General features: G+C 70.0%; 9 protein-coding genes and 1 tRNA gene. 6 read left to right on the top strand and 4 right to left on the bottom strand.

What is annotated here, in order from left to right:
- Window positions 1-47: 47 nt before the first annotated feature.
- Window positions 48-704 (bottom strand): ANTAR domain-containing response regulator, encoded by a 657-nt coding sequence (locus ABH925_RS21455; protein WP_370150227.1) that lies wholly within the window; start codon window positions 702-704, stop codon window positions 48-50.
- 95 nt (window positions 705-799) lie between these two features.
- On the opposite strand from ABH925_RS21455, the gene ABH925_RS21450 reads away from it, so the two are divergent.
- The 3 genes from ABH925_RS21450 (at window position 800) to ABH925_RS21440 (ending at window position 3,762) form a co-directional block, all read left to right on the top strand.
- Window positions 800-874: transfer RNA gene (locus ABH925_RS21450), tRNA-Leu, on the top strand.
- 376 nt (window positions 875-1,250) lie between these two features.
- The gene (locus ABH925_RS21445; RefSeq protein ID WP_370150225.1) at window positions 1,251-1,754 is read left to right on the top strand and encodes a hypothetical protein; all 504 of its coding nucleotides are present in this window, start codon (window positions 1,251-1,253) and stop codon (window positions 1,752-1,754) included.
- A 355-nt stretch (window positions 1,755-2,109) separates the two neighbouring features.
- Window positions 2,110-3,762: an APC family permease gene (locus tag ABH925_RS21440; protein ID WP_370150223.1), complete on the top strand. Its 1,653-nt coding sequence runs from the start codon at window positions 2,110-2,112 to the stop codon at window positions 3,760-3,762.
- A 107-nt stretch (window positions 3,763-3,869) separates the two neighbouring features.
- On the opposite strand, the gene pyk is transcribed toward ABH925_RS21440, so the two are convergent.
- Window positions 3,870-5,312, bottom strand: coding sequence for a pyruvate kinase (gene pyk, locus ABH925_RS21435; protein WP_370150221.1), 1,443 nt, complete (start codon window positions 5,310-5,312; stop codon window positions 3,870-3,872).
- Between the two features lie 272 nt (window positions 5,313-5,584).
- Here pyk and ABH925_RS21430 point away from each other — a divergent pair, with 272 nt between their 5' ends.
- The 3 genes from ABH925_RS21430 to ABH925_RS21420 all read left to right on the top strand — a co-directional run bounded on the left by ABH925_RS21430 (window position 5,585) and on the right by ABH925_RS21420 (window position 10,040).
- Window positions 5,585-6,796 (top strand): imelysin family protein, encoded by a 1,212-nt coding sequence (locus ABH925_RS21430; protein WP_370150220.1) that lies wholly within the window; start codon window positions 5,585-5,587, stop codon window positions 6,794-6,796.
- Window positions 6,793-8,052, top strand: a complete 1,260-nt coding sequence (gene efeB / locus ABH925_RS21425) for an iron uptake transporter deferrochelatase/peroxidase subunit (RefSeq protein ID WP_370150218.1) — start codon at window positions 6,793-6,795, stop codon at window positions 8,050-8,052. Before ABH925_RS21430 ends, efeB begins: the two co-directional genes overlap by 4 nt.
- Before the next feature lie 134 nt (window positions 8,053-8,186).
- Complete coding sequence (locus tag ABH925_RS21420) at window positions 8,187-10,040, top strand: phospholipase C (RefSeq protein ID WP_370150216.1); 1,854 nt, start codon at window positions 8,187-8,189, stop codon at window positions 10,038-10,040.
- Window positions 10,041-10,270: 230 nt separating this feature from the next.
- On the opposite strand, the gene ABH925_RS21415 is transcribed toward ABH925_RS21420, so the two are convergent.
- Both ABH925_RS21415 and gltB read right to left on the bottom strand, forming a co-directional pair.
- Entirely contained in the window at window positions 10,271-11,734 is a 1,464-nt protein-coding gene (locus ABH925_RS21415) for a glutamate synthase subunit beta (RefSeq protein WP_370150215.1), read from the bottom strand.
- On the bottom strand, window positions 11,727-16,328 hold the full coding sequence (gltB, locus tag ABH925_RS21410; RefSeq protein ID WP_370150213.1) for a glutamate synthase large subunit: 4,602 nt from the start codon (window positions 16,326-16,328) through the stop codon (window positions 11,727-11,729). Before gltB ends, ABH925_RS21415 begins: the two co-directional genes overlap by 8 nt.
- Window positions 16,329-16,650 lie beyond the last annotated feature (322 nt).

The following is a 16,650-nucleotide window of genomic DNA, read 5'->3' as shown; positions in this document are numbered from 1 at the left end:
GCCCCTCCACGCATGTCCGCACCTGGCCGGGCCGGGCCGGTATCCGGTCACGCCCCGGCGGGGTTCTCCGGGGCCTTCTTCTTGGCGTCCTGGGCCGCGCCCTCCTCGATGACGGCCTCGGCCACGGCCTTCATGGTCATCCGGCGGTCCATCGAGGTCTTCTGGATCCAGCGGAACGCCGCCGGCTCGGTCAGCCCGAACTTGGTCTGCAGCACGCTCTTGGCCCGGTCCACCAGCTTGCGGGTGTCCAGACGCAGGCTCAGGTCGGCGATCTCCGCCTCCAGCGCACGGATCTCGCTGTAGCGGGAAACGGCCATCTCGATGGCCGGAACCAGGTCGCTCTTGTTGAACGGCTTGACGATGTAGGCCATCGCGCCGGCGTCCCTGGCCCGGTCCACCAGCTCGCGCTGCGAGAAGGCGGTGAGCATCAGCGTCGGGGCGATGTGCGCCTCGTGGATCTGCTCGGCGGCCGAGAGGCCGTCCAGGATCGGCATCTTCACATCGAGAATGACCAGGTCCGGGCGGAGCTCGGTGGCGAGCTTCACGGCCTCGGCGCCGTCTCCCGCCTCACCGACGACGGTGTAGCCCTCCTCCTCCAGCATCTCCTTGAGGTCCAGCCGGATCAGGGCCTCATCCTCGGCGATGACCACACGGGTCGTCGTCGGCGGGACATGCTGCTCATGCTGCTCGTCGTCGGCGGTCACGGTGCTCCTCGTTGACGCGGGGGTTGCGTGCACGAGCCTACCCAGACACGGTATGTTTGGGTCACAGAGTGAAGGTCATGACCTTCGTTCTGCAGGCCCCGGTAGCCCAATTGGCAGCAGGCAATGGATTCAAAACCCATACAGTGTCGGTTCGAATCCGACTCGGGGCACCTTTCCTTCGATTCGAAGGGCGTCAGCAAGTTGGCGATCTTCATCACATCGAGCGCTCGTCTCGCATTCTGAGCAAGGCCCGGCGCACCCTACGACAGGATCGCCCCTGCGTACGACATCCAAACACGCATGCAGGCGATGGCACTCGTCCGTGACGGGCAGCCAAGCGCTGCCGTGGCACGGCAGTTCAACATCCCCGCCGGAACCATCGGTTGGTGGCTTCACCAGGACCGCGCCAGGCGCGGCCAACTCCCGGGAGCGCATCGGTCAAGCTGTCATCGCTGCGACCGAGACGAGCTGGACAGGCCTGCCTGTTCTTACCTGCTGGGCCTCTACCTGGGCGATGGCCACATCGCCTTCCCGAAACAGCATCGGGTGGGCAACCTGTCAATCGCCTGCTCGAACACCTGGCCGGGCCTGATGGACGCAGCCGAGGCCGCGATCCGCGCCGTCCTGCCGCACAACTCGGTATGCCGAGTGAAGGTCCGAGGCTGCACCGGAGTCAAGGTCTACTCCAAGCACCTTCCCTGCCTGTTCCCCCAGCACGGGCCCGGACGGAAGGACCTCCAGCGCACAGCCCTGGAACCGTGGCAAGAGCAGATCGTCAGCGAGCACCCATGGGACCTCCTTCGCGGCCTCATCCACTCGGACGGAGCCAGAGTGACCAACTGGACCACCCGGAGGCTGACCACAGGGGTTCGACGCTACGAGTACCCGCGCTACTTCTTCACCAACAAGTCCAACGACATCCGGCGCCTCTTCACGGACACCCTGGAGGCAGTCGGCGCCGAGTGGAAGCAGGCCAACGACTGGAACAACTCCGTCGCAAGGCGCGCCTCGGTGGAGCTGATGGATGAGCACATCGGGGCGAAGTACTGACGGCCAGTCAGGACTACCAAGCGGTAGTTAAACCGTTCCGGCGGTGCATTATCGCGATGCGATCATAGGAATGGATGGCATTCCAGAGGCCCACGCCGGCGATTAAGCTCAAGTAATCCTCAAATATTGGATTGATTCTAACTCTCAGCATCGTCGCATCCATCCAAGGCCTGGACCAGCACAGATGTCGAACCCTACAGGGGTTGACCAGGACTGCGAATCTCCTGTACTGCGGATGTGAAAACTTCCCTAAGAACGTATCTATTCAGTACAGCTGTCTATGCGTGGGCGTCATTCAGCCTTAACCTTGGGGCCACTCTCACCGACCTGCCGAATAGTCGAGGGGCTCTCGCTCATGGCAATCACTGACCACACGTCCCCGCCCACCGAAACCGGCCGCAGCCTGCGCCGCGAAGTCGGCCTGATCGGGCTGATGTGGGCATCCGTCGGATCGATCATCGGATCCGGATGGCTCTTCGGAGCGAAGGAGGCCGTCGTCGTCGCGGGCCCCGCGGCGATCATCTCCTGGGTGATCGGCGCGGTCGCGATCGTCCTGCTCGCGCTGGTCCACGCCGAGCTGGGCGGGATGTTCCCGGTGGCCGGCGGCACCGCGCGTTACCCGCACTACGCCTTCGGCGGACTGGCCGGGATGTCCTTCGGCTGGTTCTCCTGGCTGCAGGCCGCCACCGTGGCGCCGATCGAGGTCGAGGCCATGATCGGCTACGCCCAGCACTGGTCCTGGGCCTCCGGCTTCCAGAACGCCAACGGGACGCTGACCGCGTCCGGCTTCCTCGTCGCACTGCTGCTGATGGCCGTGTTCGTGGCGGTCAACTTCCTCGGGATCAGGCTGCTGGCCCACACCAACAGCGCGGCGACCTGGTGGAAGATCGCGATCCCGCTGTTCACCATCTTCGTCCTGGCGATCACGCACTTCCACGGCAGCAACTTCACCTCGAAGGGCTTCGCCCCGTTCGGCGCGAAGGGCATCCTGGAGGCGATCAGCACCAGCGGCATCATCTTCGCCCTGCTGGGCTTCGAGCAGGCGATCCAGCTGTCCGGGGAGAGCCGCAACCCGAAGAAGGACATCCCGCTGGCGGTCCTCGGCTCGGTGGCCATCGGCGCGGTGATCTACATCCTGCTGCAGGTGGTGTACATCGGCGCGCTGCCCGGCTCCACCTTCGTCCACGGCTGGGCCAACCTCGCCTACGCCGGGATCAGCGGTCCGTTCGCCGGCCTGGCGACGATCGTCAGCCTCGGCTGGCTGGCCACGATCCTCTACCTGGACGCGGTGATCTCCCCCGGCGGCACCGGCCTGATCTACACCACCTCCACCTCGCGGATCTCCTACGGGCTGAGCCGCAACGGCTACGCCCCGCAGCTGTTCGAGGCGACCGACAAGCGCGGCGTGCCCTGGTTCGGCCTGATCATCGCCTTCGTCACCGGCGTGATCTGCTTCCTGCCGTTCCCGAGCTGGCACCAGCTGGTCAGCTTCATCACCTCGGCCAGCGTGCTGATGTACGCCGGCGCGCCGCTCGCCTACGGGGTGATGGAGCGGCAGCTGCCCAACTGGGAGCGCCCCTACCGCCTGCCCGGCGGCCGGGTGATCTCCCCGCTGTCGTTCGTCGTCGCCAGCCTGATCATCTACTGGGCCGGCTGGGACACCCTGTGGCGGCTCGGCGTGGCCATCGTCATCGGCTACGTGCTGCTCGGCTCCTACGCGATGTACGCCCGGGCCAAGCAGCTGCCGAACGCCCCGCAGCTGGACTGGCGGGCGGCGCAGTGGCTGCCGGTCTACCTGGTCGGGATGGGCGTCGTCTCATGGCAGGGCGGCTTCTGCACCAACCCGGGCTGCGGCGCCACCAACAACATCCCGCTCTGGTGGGACATGGGGATCGTCGCGGTGTTCTCGCTGGCCATCTACTACTGGGCGATGGCGGTGGGTCTGCGGACCGAGGAGATCGAGCGGAACATCGCGGACGTCACCGTCGTCGACGAGGGCGGCCACTGACGGACCGTGGGAACGACGGCAGGGCCCGGCCGGTGGGATCCTCCACCGGCCGGGCCCTGCCCTTTCCGCTCCTGCACCCCCCGCGCGGTGCGGCTCCCGCGCAGCGGTCAGTGGCGGTTGGCGGGGTGGTCGTCCTCGCCGACGTGGTGCACCCGGACCAGGTTGGTGGAACCGGCCAGCCCCGGCGGGGAGCCCGCCGTGATCACGACGATGTCGCCCGGCTCGCAGCGCCCGATGGCCAGCAGCGCGGCGTCGACCTGCTCGACCATCTCGTCGGTGGTGTCGACGAGCGGGCCCATGAAGGTCTCCACGCCCCAGCTGAGCGAGAGTTGGCTGCGCACGGCCGGCTCGTAGGTGAAGGCGAGCACCGGAATGGGTGACCGGTAGCGGGAGAGCCTGCGGGCGGTGTCACCGGACTGGGTGAACGCGACCAGGTACCTGGCCCCGAGGAAGTCACCGATCTCGGCGGCCGCCCGGGCCACCGCGCCGCCCTGGGTACGGGGCTTGTTGCTCTCGGTGAGCGGCGGCAGCCCGGCCTCGATGATGTCCTCCTCGGCCGCGCAGACGATGCGGGCCATGGTGCGGACGGTCTCGGTCGGGTACTTGCCGACGCTGGTCTCGCCGGAGAGCATCACCGCGTCCGCCCCGTCCAGAACGGCGTTGGCGACGTCGGAGGCCTCGGCGCGGGTCGGCCGGGACGCGTTGATCATGGAGTCGAGCATCTGGGTCGCCACGATGACCGGCTTGGCGTTGCGGCGGCACAGCTTGATGGCACGCTTCTGGACCAGGGGCACCTGCTCCAGCGGCATCTCGACGCCGAGGTCGCCGCGGGCGACCATGACGCCGTCGAAGGCGTTGACGATGCCGTCGAGGTTCTCGACGGCCTGTGGCTTCTCGACCTTGGCGATGACCGGGACGACGCGTCCCTCCTCGCGCATGATCGCGTGCACGTCGACGATGTCGGCGGCGCTGCGGACGAAGGAGAGCGCGACCAGGTCGGCTCCGATGCGGAGTCCCCAGCGCAGGTCGGCGACGTCCTTGTCGCTGAGCGCGGGGACACTGACGGCGACTCCGGGCAGGTTGAGCCCCTTGTGGTCGGAGACCATTCCGCCCTCAAGGACGGTGCAGCGCACCCGGGGGCCCTCGACGGCGGTGACCTGCAGGCACACCCTGCCGTCGTCGACCAGGATCCGCTCGCCGGGGCTGACGTCCCCGCTCAGACCCTTGTAGGTGGTGCCGCAGCTGTGGCGGTCACCGGGGACGTCCTCGGTGGTGATGGTGAACGTGTCACCGCGTTCCAGCAGGACCGGGCCCTCGGCGAAGGTCTCCAGGCGGATCTTGGGGCCCTGCAGGTCGATGAGGACACCGACGCTGCGGCCGGTCTCGTCGGCGGCCTTGCGGACCCGACGGTAGCGTTCCTCGTGCTCGGCGTGACTGCCGTGACTCAGGTTGAAGCGGGCCACATCCATACCGGCGTCGACCAGGGACTTGATCTGATCGTACGAATCGGTGGCGGGGCCTAGCGTACAGACGATTTTTGCTCGGCGCATGACTCCGAGCGTAGGTCTTACCGGTGAGTAGTGAAGAGGCGCTCATGGGGCGTCAGATGGCCTGTGCGTGACCGGTGGTTGAACTCTTCGATGCGCCCCCGGCGCGCCCCCGCAGCGGGCGCGCGGATGAACGGCGGGCGAACGTCCGGGGCGGTTGGGGCTCTGCGGTATCTGCCGCCGGTCGGGCCTGCCTACCATCGTGCCCGAGTCGCTGACGAGCAGGGACGAGCAGCCGGAGCGGCAGCCGGGACGAAGAGCGGGCGGGGTGCGGAGTGGTCAGCAGGAATCGGCTGGTGCTGGTCGGCGGGGTGGCCGCGCTGCTCGCCGCCGGGATCGGCGCGGTGGCGGACGGCGGCGGCGCCGGACCGGCCGGGGCCTCGGCGGCGGCCGTCGGCGCCCCGGGCGGCGGCGCCGACGCGGACTACAGCGGCCTTCCGCACACGGCGGTCCAGGTGTCGCCGGGGAGCTGCGGGGTGGGCTGGACCCGGCCCGCCGCCGGACTGCAGGTCTTCGACCTGACCGACACCGGAACCGCCGCCGAGGACGCGTATCTGGAGACCACGGCCGGCGCGGTGCTGGCCGAGGTGGAGGGGCTGGCCCCGGGGCGGACCCGGCCGGTGCCGGTCCGGCTGGGCGCGGGCAGCTACCGGTTCCAGTGCCTGCCGCAGGACACCGACGCGGTGACCGGGCCCACGGTGACGGTGACCGGCGGGGCCGGCTCCGGGCCCGCCGTGGTGCCGGTGACGCAGCAGGACCTGATCCCTCCCACGCTGGCCTACCAGGCGTGGGTGTCCCGGCAGTTGCCGTCGCTGATCGCCGACGTGGACACGCTGCGGGCAGCCGTGGACCGGGGCGACCTGGCCGCCGCGCGCGCCGCCTGGCTGCCCGCGCATCTCGACTACGAGCGGCTGGGGGCCGCCTACGGCACCTTCGGCGATCTGGACCGGAGCATCAACGGGACCACCCGGGGCCTGCCCGGCGGTACGGCCGACCCCGGCTTCACCGGCTTCCACCGGCTGGAGTACGGACTGTGGCACGGGGAGCCGGCCGGCACGCTGCGGCCGGTCGCCGCGCAGCTGGCCACCGACGTCCGGACGCTGCAGTCGTCCTGGGCCCAGGCCCAGATGGACCCCAAGGACCTCGGGCTGCGGGCGCACGAGATCGTGGAGAACACCATCCAGTTCGAGCTGACCGGCCGGACCGACTTCGGCAGCGCGTCCAGCCTGGCCACCGCGCGGGCGAACCTGCAGGGGACGGCCGAGACGCTGACGCTGCTGCGGCCGCTGCTGCAGACCCGGCTGCCGGGGCTGGCGCAGCTGGACGCGGCGATGGCGGCGGCCGACAGCGAGCTGGCCGGGCTGGGCGGGGTGCCGCTGTCCGGTCTCCCGACCGGCCGGCGGGAGCGGCTGAACGCGGTGTTCGGGCAGTTGGTGACGGAGCTGGCGCCGGTGGCGGCGATCTGTGATGTGCGGAGGACGTCGTGACGGGACGGGGAACGGGCGGGGTGGACCGTCGGTCGGTACTGCGGAGCGCGGTGGCGGCCGGTGCGGTGGGTGCGACGGTGGCGGGCGCGGTGTCGGCGTCGGCCGGAACCGCCGCCGCCGGCGGTGCGCAGCCCACCGGTGCCGACAGCAGCACCACCGAGCCGTCCTTCCACGGGGTGCACCAGGCGGGTGTGCTGACCGACAAGCAGCGCTGCGCCGCCTTCGTGGCCTTCGACGTGACGGCGGCCGACCGCGCCGGGCTGACCGGGCTGTTCCGCACGCTGACCACCCGGCTGAGGTTCCTGGCCACCGGCGGGGTGCCGGAGCCGCTGGGCATATCCGCGCCGCCCTCGGACTCCGGGGTGCTGGGTCCGGTACTGCCCACGGACGGGCTGACGGCGACGCTGGCGGTGGGTTCCTCGCTGTTCGACGGGCGGTTCGGGCTGTCCGGCCACGCGCCGCTGCGGCTGCGGCCGATGACCGCCTTCGCCGACGACGAGCTGGATCCGGCCTGGTGCCAGGGCGACCTGCTGCTCCAGCTCTGCGCCGACAACGCGGACACCGTCGCGCACGCGCTGCGCGACCTGGCGCAGCACACCCGCGGCGCGATGCAGGTGCGCTGGCGGATCGACGGCTTCGCCTCGCCGCCCCGCCCGTCCGGGACCCCGCGCAACCTGCTGGGCTTCCGGGACGGCACCGCCAACCCCGATGTGACCAGCGCCCGCACCATGGACCAGGTGGTCTGGGTGGTCCCGTCGCTGGGTGAGCCGGCCTGGGCCACCGGCGGGTCCTACCTGGCGGTGCGGCTGATCCGGATGCTGGTGGAGTTCTGGGACCGGGTGTCGCTGAACGAGCAGGAGCGGATGTTCGGCCGGCAGAAGGACTCCGGGGCGCCGCTGGACGGCCGGGTGGAGTCGGATCCCCCGCACTACGCGGCCGACCCGACCGGTGACGTGATCCCGATGGACAGTCACATGCGGCTGGCCAACCCGCGCGGCGCGGGGTCGGACGCGCTGCGGATGCTGCGCCGCGGCTACAACTACGACCGCGGCACCGACGGCAACGGCAACCTGGACATGGGGCTGGTGTTCTGCTCCTTCCAGCAGGATCAGGACCGTCAGTTCGTGGCCGTGCAGAAGCGGTTGGCCGGGGAGCCGCTGGTGGACTACGTGACGCCGTTCGGCGGCGGGTACTTCTTCGTCCTGCCGGGCGTGAGGGACGGTTCGGACTGGTTCGGGAGCAGTCTGCTGACGTGATCTACGCGCGCTGACCGTGTTGTCTCCGCTCGTTCACCGGGCGTACACCCCCGGGCACTCGGGTGGTCGTGCATGCGCCCGAGGATGCGGGACAGTGCGCGATCGGTTTTCAGCTGTTGCGGAGGGGCTTGGATATGGCGAGTACGACGATCGGTGGCAGGAGGGGCGCCCGTTGGGCGGCCCTGGCGGGTGCGGCGGCTCTGGTCGCGGTGGCGAGCACGTCCCCGGCGTGGGCCTGGGGCGGCGGTTCGGACCACGGTCATGGTGGTCGTCCTGGACACACGTCCACGGCGACGCCGATCAAGCACCTGGTGGTGCTCTATGACGAGAACGTGTCCTTCGACCACTACTTCGGGACCTACCCGCAGGCCGCCAACACCGACGGGGTTCCCTTCACGGCGGCGAAGCACACCCCGGCGAAGCAGGTCAACAACCTGGTCAACTCGGGCCTGCTGACCACGAACCCGAACCTGTACCCGCCGAAGCGGCTGACCTCCTCGCAGGTCATGACCTGCGACCAGAACCACAACTACCTGCCGGAGCAGCAGGCGTACGACGGCGGCAAGGCCGACCTGTTCGTGCAGAAGACGTCCAAGGACACCTGCTCCGGCGGCCTGTTCGGCGCGCCCGGCCTGGCCATGGACTACTACGACGGCAACACCACCACGGCGCTGTGGAACTACGCGCAGCAGTACACCCTCGGGGACAACTCCTTCAGCAGCACCTACGGTCCCTCGACCCCCGGCGCGCTGAACCTGATCGCGGGTCAGACCCACGGTGTGATCTCGGTGAGCGGCACCGGCAGCACCACCAACCCGGTGCAGACGCCGACCCCGGACTCCTACACGGTGCACTCGCCGAACGCCCAGGGCGTGGGCACGGTCATCGGCGACCCGGACCCGGCCTACGACGACTGCGCGGACGGCGACCACACCAGCGGCTCCCCGCTGGCGGAGATGCAGGGCAAGAACGTCGGCGACCTGCTCAACGCCAAGAACGTGACCTGGGGCTGGTTCCAGGGCGGCTTCACCCCGAGCACCCCGTACACCGGTGCGGCCGGCAGCTACGCCAAGTGCGGCGGCACCACCCACACCAACGTGGGCGGCGCGGCGGTCGAGGACTACAGCCCGCACCACAACCCGTTCGCGTACTACGCCTCGACCTCGAACCCGCACCACGTGGCCCCGGCCAGCCAGGCCGAGGTCGGCCACAACGGCCAGGCCAACCACAACTACGACCTGTCGTACTTCGACAAGGCCGTGGCGAAGAACCAGTTGCCGGCGGTCAGCTTCGTGAAGGCGGCGGAGTACCAGGACGGCCACGCGGGCTACTCCGACCCGATCGACGAGCAGAACTTCCTGGTCAAGGAGATCAACGCGCTGCAGAAGTCGCCGTCCTGGTCCTCCACGGCCGTGGTGATCGCGTACGACGACTCGGACGGCTGGTACGACCACGTCTACCACACGCCCACCAACGGCTCGACCGACACCACCCAGGACGCCGCGGCCTGCCAGGCCGGTAAGGCCGCGGCCGGCGGCTACGCCGACCGCTGCGGCCCGGGCCCGCGCCAGCCGCTGCTGGTGATCTCGCCCTACGCGAAGACCAACCACGTGGACCACACCTTCACCACTCAGGCGTCCATCACCAAGTTCATCGAGGACAACTGGCGCACCGGGCGGCTGGGTGACGCGTCGTTCGACGCGAAGGCCGGCTCGCTGGGCTCGGCCTTCGACTTCGGCGACCCGAACAACAAGCAGGTGCTGCTGAACACCAACGGCACCGTGGCGTCGGTGAAGCCGATCCACCACCGTGACGACAGCGACACCGTGACCAGCTTCGCGGTCCAGGACACGGCCGCGACGGTTCCGTCCTCGGGTTCGTCGGCGCTGACCTCGGCCGGTCTGGGCGCCGCGGCACTCGCCGCCGTGGGTACCGGCTTCGCCGTCTCCCGCCGCAACCGTAACCGCCGCCAGGCGGCCAACGCCTAAGCACACGCGCAACCACAACAGGGGCGCGAGGAACGGCGCGACCAGCCCTCTACGGAGGTGCATGGTTGGCAGCGCAGTTCCTCGCGCCCCTGAGGTCGTGCAACTGAACACGCGTGCAAACCAAGAGGCACCTGCCTCTCCCTTGGTCGGGGACGAGAGGCAGGTGCCTGCCGCGGCGATCCGGCGGCTCTGACGGGGTCGCGGTGGTGCAGCCCGTGCGGGCCGCTCGCTCACACGGTGAGCGGGCGGTCCGTCGGGCGGATCGGGGCCGGCAGCGTGGAGGCGCGGCCGGAGAGGTGGCTGTCCACGGCCTTGGCCGCGGAGCGGCCCTCGGCGATGGCCCAGACGATGAGCGACTGCCCGCGACCGGCGTCGCCGGCCACGAAGACGCCGTCGACGTTGGTGGCGAACCGGGAGTCACGGCCCACGTTACCGCGGGCGTCCAGGTCCACGCCGAGCTGCTCGACCAGACCGTTGCGGACGTCGGTGCCGGTGAAGCCCATGGCCAGGGTGACCAGTTGGGCCGGGATGGCGCGCTCGGTGCCGGGCACCGGCTCGAAGCGGCCGTCCTTGAAGGCGACCTCGACCAGGTGCAGCTCCTGGACGTTGCCGTCCTCGTCGCCGCTGAAGTGGGTGGTGTTGACCGCGTAGACGCGCTCGCCGCCCTCCTCGTGCGCGGAGGTGACCTTGTAGGTCATCGGCATGGACGGCCAGGGCTGGTGATCCGGGCGGTCGTCGCCCGGGCGCGGCATGATCTCCAGCTGGGTGACCGAGGCCGCGCCCTGACGCAGCGCGGTGCCGAGGCAGTCCGCACCGGTGTCGCCACCGCCGATGACCACCACGTGCTTGCCGGCGGCGCTGATCGGCGACTCGACGTAGTCGCCCTCCTGCACCTTGTTGGACAGCGGCAGGTATTCCATCGCCTGGTGGATGCCCTTGAGTTCGCGTCCGGGCACCGGCAGGTCGCGGGCCGTGGTGGCACCGGCCGCGATCACCACCGCGTCGAAGCGCTCCCGCAGCTGACGGCCGGTCAGGTCGACGCCGATCTCGACGCCGGTACGGAACCGGGTGCCCTCCGCGCGCATCTGCTCGACCCGCCGGTTGACGTGCCGCTTCTCCATCTTGAACTCGGGGATGCCGTAGCGCAGCAGCCCGCCGACGCGGTCCGCGCGCTCGTACACCACCACGGTGTGGCCGGCCCGGGTGAGCTGCTGGGCGGCGGCGAGCCCGGCCGGGCCGGAGCCGACCACGGCGACGGTCTTGCCGGAGAGGCGGTCCGGGGGCTGCGGCGCGACGCCGCCGTTGTCCCAGGCCTTGTCGATGATGGTGACCTCGACGTTCTTGATGGTCACCGGGTCCTGGTTGATGCCCAGCACACAGGCCGACTCGCACGGCGCCGGGCACAGCCGCCCGGTGAACTCCGGGAAGTTGTTCGTCGCGTGCAGGCGCTCGATGGCGCCCTTCCAGTCCTCCCGGTAGGAGAGGTCGTTCCACTCGGGGATGAGGTTCCCGAGCGGGCAGCCGTTGTGGCAGAACGGGATGCCGCAGTCCATGCAGCGTCCGGCCTGCTTGGTGATGATGGGCAGCAGGCTGCGCTCGACGTACACCTCGTTCCAGTCCCTGAGGCGGACGTCGACGGGGCGGCGCTCGGCGAGCTGCTTCGGAGTGGTGAGGAAGCCCTTGGGGTCAGCCACGGTTCGCAGCCTCCATCATCTTCGCGGTGGTCTCGGACTCGGAGAGGCCATCTCGCTCGGCGGCGTCCTTGGCGGCGAGCACTGCCTTGTAGTCACGGGGCATGATCGTGGAGAAGCGGGAGAGCCCGCTGCCCCAGTCGGCGAGGAGGGCGGCGGCGACGGTGGAGCCGGTCTCCTCGTAGTGCTGCTGGACGGTCTCCCGCAGCCATTCGCGGTCGGCGGCACCGGGCGCCTCGATGGCGACCATGCCGGTGTTGACGTTGTTGGGCCGCATGTCCAGGACGTAGGCGATACCGCCGGACATACCGGCCGCGAGGTTGCGCCCGGTCTCGCCCAGGATGACCACCCGGCCGCCGGTCATGTACTCCAGGCCGTGGTCGCCCACGCCCTCGACGACCAGTGTCGCACCCGAGTTGCGGACCGCGAAGCGCTCGCCGGCCTTGCCGCGCAGGTGGATCCGGCCCGAGGTGGCGCCGTAGCCGATGGTGTTGCCGGCGATCACGTGGTGCTGGGCCTCGGCGCCGATGGCGGCGGCGTCCCGGGACGGGCGGACGATCACCACGCCGCCGGACAGGCCCTTGCCCACGTAGTCGTTGGCGTCGCCCTCCAGACGCAGCGTCACGCCGCGCGGCAGGAAGGCGCCGAAGGACTGGCCGGCCGAACCGGTGAAGGTCACGTCGATGGTGCCCTCGGGCAGGCCCTCGCCACGGTAGCGCTTGGTGACCTCGTGGCCGAGCATGGTGCCGACGGTGCGGTTGACGTTGCGGATCGGCAGCTGGATCCGGACCGCCTCGCCGTGCTGCAGCGCCTCGGCGCTGAGCTCGATCAGCTGGTTGTCCAGGGCCTTGTCCAGACCGTGGTCCTGCTCGGTGGTCTGGTGCAGTGAGGCGCCCTCGGGCAGCGCCGGCACGTGCAGCAGCGGGGCGATGTCCAGCCCCTCGGCCTTCCAGTGCTGGACGGCCTTGGCGGCGTCGATCAGCTCGGCGTGGCCGACGGCCTCCTCGATGCTGCGGAAGCCCAGCTCGGCCAGGAGCTCGCGGACCTCCTCGGCGATGAACTCGAAGAAGTTGACGACGTACTCGGCCTTGCCGTTGAAGCGCTCGCGCAGCACCGGGTTCTGGGTGGCGACGCCGACCGGGCAGGTGTCCAGGTGGCAGACCCGCATCATCACGCAGCCGGAGACCACCAGCGGCGCGGTGGCGAAGCCGAACTCCTCGGCGCCCAGCAGCGCGGCGATGACGACGTCGCGGCCGGTCTTGAGCTGGCCGTCGGTCTGCACCACGATCCGGTCGCGCAGCCCGTTGAGCAGCAGGGTCTGCTGGGTCTCGGCCAGGCCGAGCTCCCAGGGGCCGCCCGCGTGCTTCAGCGAGGTGAGCGGGGAGGCGCCGGTGCCGCCGTCGTGCCCGGAGACCAGGACGACGTCCGCGTGGGCCTTGCTGACCCCGGCCGCGACCGTGCCGACGCCGACCTCGGAGACCAGCTTCACATGGATGCGGGCCGCCGGGTTGGCGTTCTTGAGGTCGTGGATCAGCTGGGCCAGGTCCTCGATGGAGTAGATGTCGTGGTGCGGCGGCGGGGAGATCAGGCCCACGCCGGGGGTGGAGTGCCGGGTCTTCGCGACCCAGGGGTAGACCTTGTGGCCGGGCAGCTGCCCGCCCTCGCCGGGCTTGGCGCCCTGGGCCATCTTGATCTGGATGTCGTCCGCGTTGACCAGGTACTCGCTGGTGACGCCGAAGCGGCCGGAGGCGACCTGCTTGATCGCGGAGCGGCGCTCCGGGTCGTACAGGCGCTCCGGGTCCTCACCGCCCTCGCCGGTGTTGGACTTGCCGCCGAGGCGGTTCATCGCGATGGCGAGGGTCTCGTGCGCCTCCATCGAGATGGAGCCGTAGGACATGGCGCCGGTGGAGAAGCGCTTGACGATCTCGCTGACCGGCTCGACCTCGTCGATGGAGACCGGCGTCCGGCCCTCGCTCGCGAAGCCGAAGAGGCCGCGCAGCGTCATCAGCCGCTCGGACTGCTCGTTCACCCGCGCTGTGTACTGCTTGAAGATGTCGTAGCGACGGGTCCGGGTGGAGTGCTGCAGGCGGAACACCGTGTCCGGGTCAAACAGGTGCGGCTCGCCCTCGCGGCGCCACTGGTACTCGCCGCCGATCTCCAGCCGGCGGTGCGCCGGGGAGATGCCGGAGACCGGGTAGGCCTGGGCGTGGCGGGCGGCGGTCTCCTGGGCGATCTGGTCCAGGGTGACGCCGCCGAGCTTGCTGGTGGTGCCGGAGAAGTAGCAGTCCACCAGCTCCTGGGAGAGCCCGATGGCCTCGAAGACCTGGGCGCCCCGGTAGGAGGCGACGGTGGAGATGCCCATCTTGGACATCACCTTGAGCACGCCCTTGCCCAGGGCGTAGATCAGGTTGCGGATGGCCTTCTCGGGCTCGATGCCCTCGATGAAGGTCCCCTGCGCGACCAGGTCCTCGACCGACTCCATGGCCAGGTACGGGTTGACCGCGCCGGCGCCGTAGCCGATCAGCAGCGCCACGTGGTGCACCTCGCGCACGTCCCCGGCCTCGACGATCAGGCCGACGTGGGTGCGCTGCTTGGTGCGGATCAGGTGGTGGTGCACGGCCGCGGTGAGCAGCAGCGAGGGGATCGGGGCGTGCTCGGCGTCGGAGTGGCGGTCCGAGAGCACGATGATCCTGGCCCCGTCGGCGATGGCCGCGTCGGCCTCGACGGCTATCTCCCGGAGTCGGTCCGCGAGGGCCGGGCCGCCGCTGGAGACCTTGTAGAGGCCGGACAGGGTGACGGCCTTGAGGCCGGGCAGGTCGCCGTCCGCGTTGATGTGGACCAGCTTGGCCAGCTCGTCGTTGTCGATCACCGGGAACGGGATGGTGACCGAGCGGCAGGAGGCCGCCTCGGCGTCCAGCAGGTTGCCCTCCGGGCCGAGGTTGCTGGACAGCGAGGTGACCAGCTCCTCCCGGATGGCGTCCAGCGGCGGGTTGGTGACCTGCGCGAACAGCTGGGTGAAGTAGTCGAACAGCAGCCGGGGCTTCTCGGACAGCGCGGCGATGGGCGAGTCGGTGCCCATCGAGCCGAGCGGCTCGCCGCCGGTCTTCGCCATCGGCGCGACGATGACCCGCAGCTCCTCCTCGGTGTAGCCGAAGGTCTGCTGGCGGCGGGTGACCGAGGCGTGGGTGTGCGCGATGTGCTCGCGCTCGGGCAGCGCGTCCAGGGTGATCGAGCCGGCGTGCAGCCACTCCTGGTAGGGGTTCTCGGCGGCCAGCGCCGACTTGATCTCCTCGTCCTCGACGATCCGGCCCTCGGCGGTGTCGATGAGGAACATCTTGCCGGGCTGCAGCCGGCCCTTGCGGACGATCTGGTCCTGCGGGATGTCCAGCACGCCGACCTCGGAGGCCAGCACGACCAGGCCCTCCTCGGTGATCCAGTACCGGGCCGGGCGCAGGCCGTTGCGGTCCAGCACCGCACCGATCCGGGTGCCGTCGGAGAAGGTGACGCAGGCCGGGCCGTCCCAGGGCTCGATCAGGTTCGAGTGGAACTGGTAGAAGGCGCGCCGGGCCGGGTCCATGGTGGTGTGGTTCTCCCACGCCTCCGGGATCATCATCAGCACGGCGTGCGGCAGCGACCGGCCGCCGAGGTGCAGCAGCTCCAGGACCTCGTCGAAGGACGCGGTGTCGGAGTGCTCCGGGGTGCAGATCGGGAAGATCCGCTCCAGGCCCTGGCCGTTGCGGTTGGCCGGGATGAGGTCGGTGGCGAGCTGGGACTCGCGGGCGGTCATCCAGTTGCGGTTGCCCTTGACCGTGTTGATCTCGCCGTTGTGGGCGATGAACCGGTACGGGTGGGCCAGCGGCCAGCTCGGGAAGGTGTTGGTGGAGAACCGGGAGTGCACCAGGCCGATGGCGGAGGCGAAGCTGCGGTCCGACAGGTCGGGGAAGAACGGCTCCAGCTGGCCGGTGGTGAGCATGCCCTTGTAGACCAGGGTGCGCGCGGACAGCGAGGGGAAGTAGACACCGGCCTGGCGCTCGGCGCGCTTGCGCAGCACGAACGCGGCCCGGTCCAGCTCCAGGCCGGTCTTCCGGCCGGCCGCGTCGCTGACGAACAGCTGGCGGAACCGCGGCATGACCGAGCGGGCGGTGTCGCCCAGCAGGTCGGGGGTGACCGGCACATCGCGCCAGCCGAGGACGGTGAGGTCCTCCTCGGCGGCGAGGGCGGTGATCGCGGCGACGGCTGCCGCGTCGGCGGCGTCCTGGTCCGGGAGGAAGGCGATGCCGACGGCGTAGGCGCCGGCGGCGGGAAGCTCGAAGTCGACCTTGCCGCGCAGGAAGGCGTCCGGGATCTGGGTCAGGATGCCCGCACCGTCACCGGAGTCGGGTTCCGAGCCGGTGGCGCCGCGGTGCTCCAGGTTGCGCAGCACCGTGAGCGCCTGCTCGACGATGCGGTGCTCGGCCTTGCCGGTGAGCGTCGCGACGAAACCGACACCGCAGGCGTCGTGCTCGTTGCTGGGGTCGTACAGGCCCTGCTGAGCGGGGCGCGCGTCCGCCAGAGCCCAGTAGGGCTGAGGGGCAGAGTGCGGGGACGCAGACAGCATCGGCTCTCCCGTCGTGTCGTCGAGTTCGGCATGGTCTGAATTCACATGCGCATCCGGGACGACGCTGGCCCTCTGCGATTTCGTGCAGGTTACATGATGCCTGAGATTCCACAAAGTGGATTCCTGAGTCCATCATGTGGACTGGCGGCAGGTCGGTCCCGGTCAGCGGCTCAGGCTTCGAGCAGGGCGCGGCGATCCCGAAACGAGCGGCCCCCAGGGGTAGCGGGGGCCGTGACGTTGTCGCAAGTGTGCCCGAATGCCCCCGCTCCGAAACAGGGGGTTTATCCAGCTGACCTCTGTGAGCAACACCACGTGGCGGTCC

This window comes from Streptacidiphilus sp. EB129, from assembly GCF_041262645.1.
Classification (GTDB): Bacteria; Actinomycetota; Actinomycetes; order Streptomycetales; family Streptomycetaceae; genus Streptacidiphilus.
The sequence above is the reverse complement of the archived record's forward strand: the minus strand, read 5'-3'. Positions and strand labels throughout refer to the sequence as shown.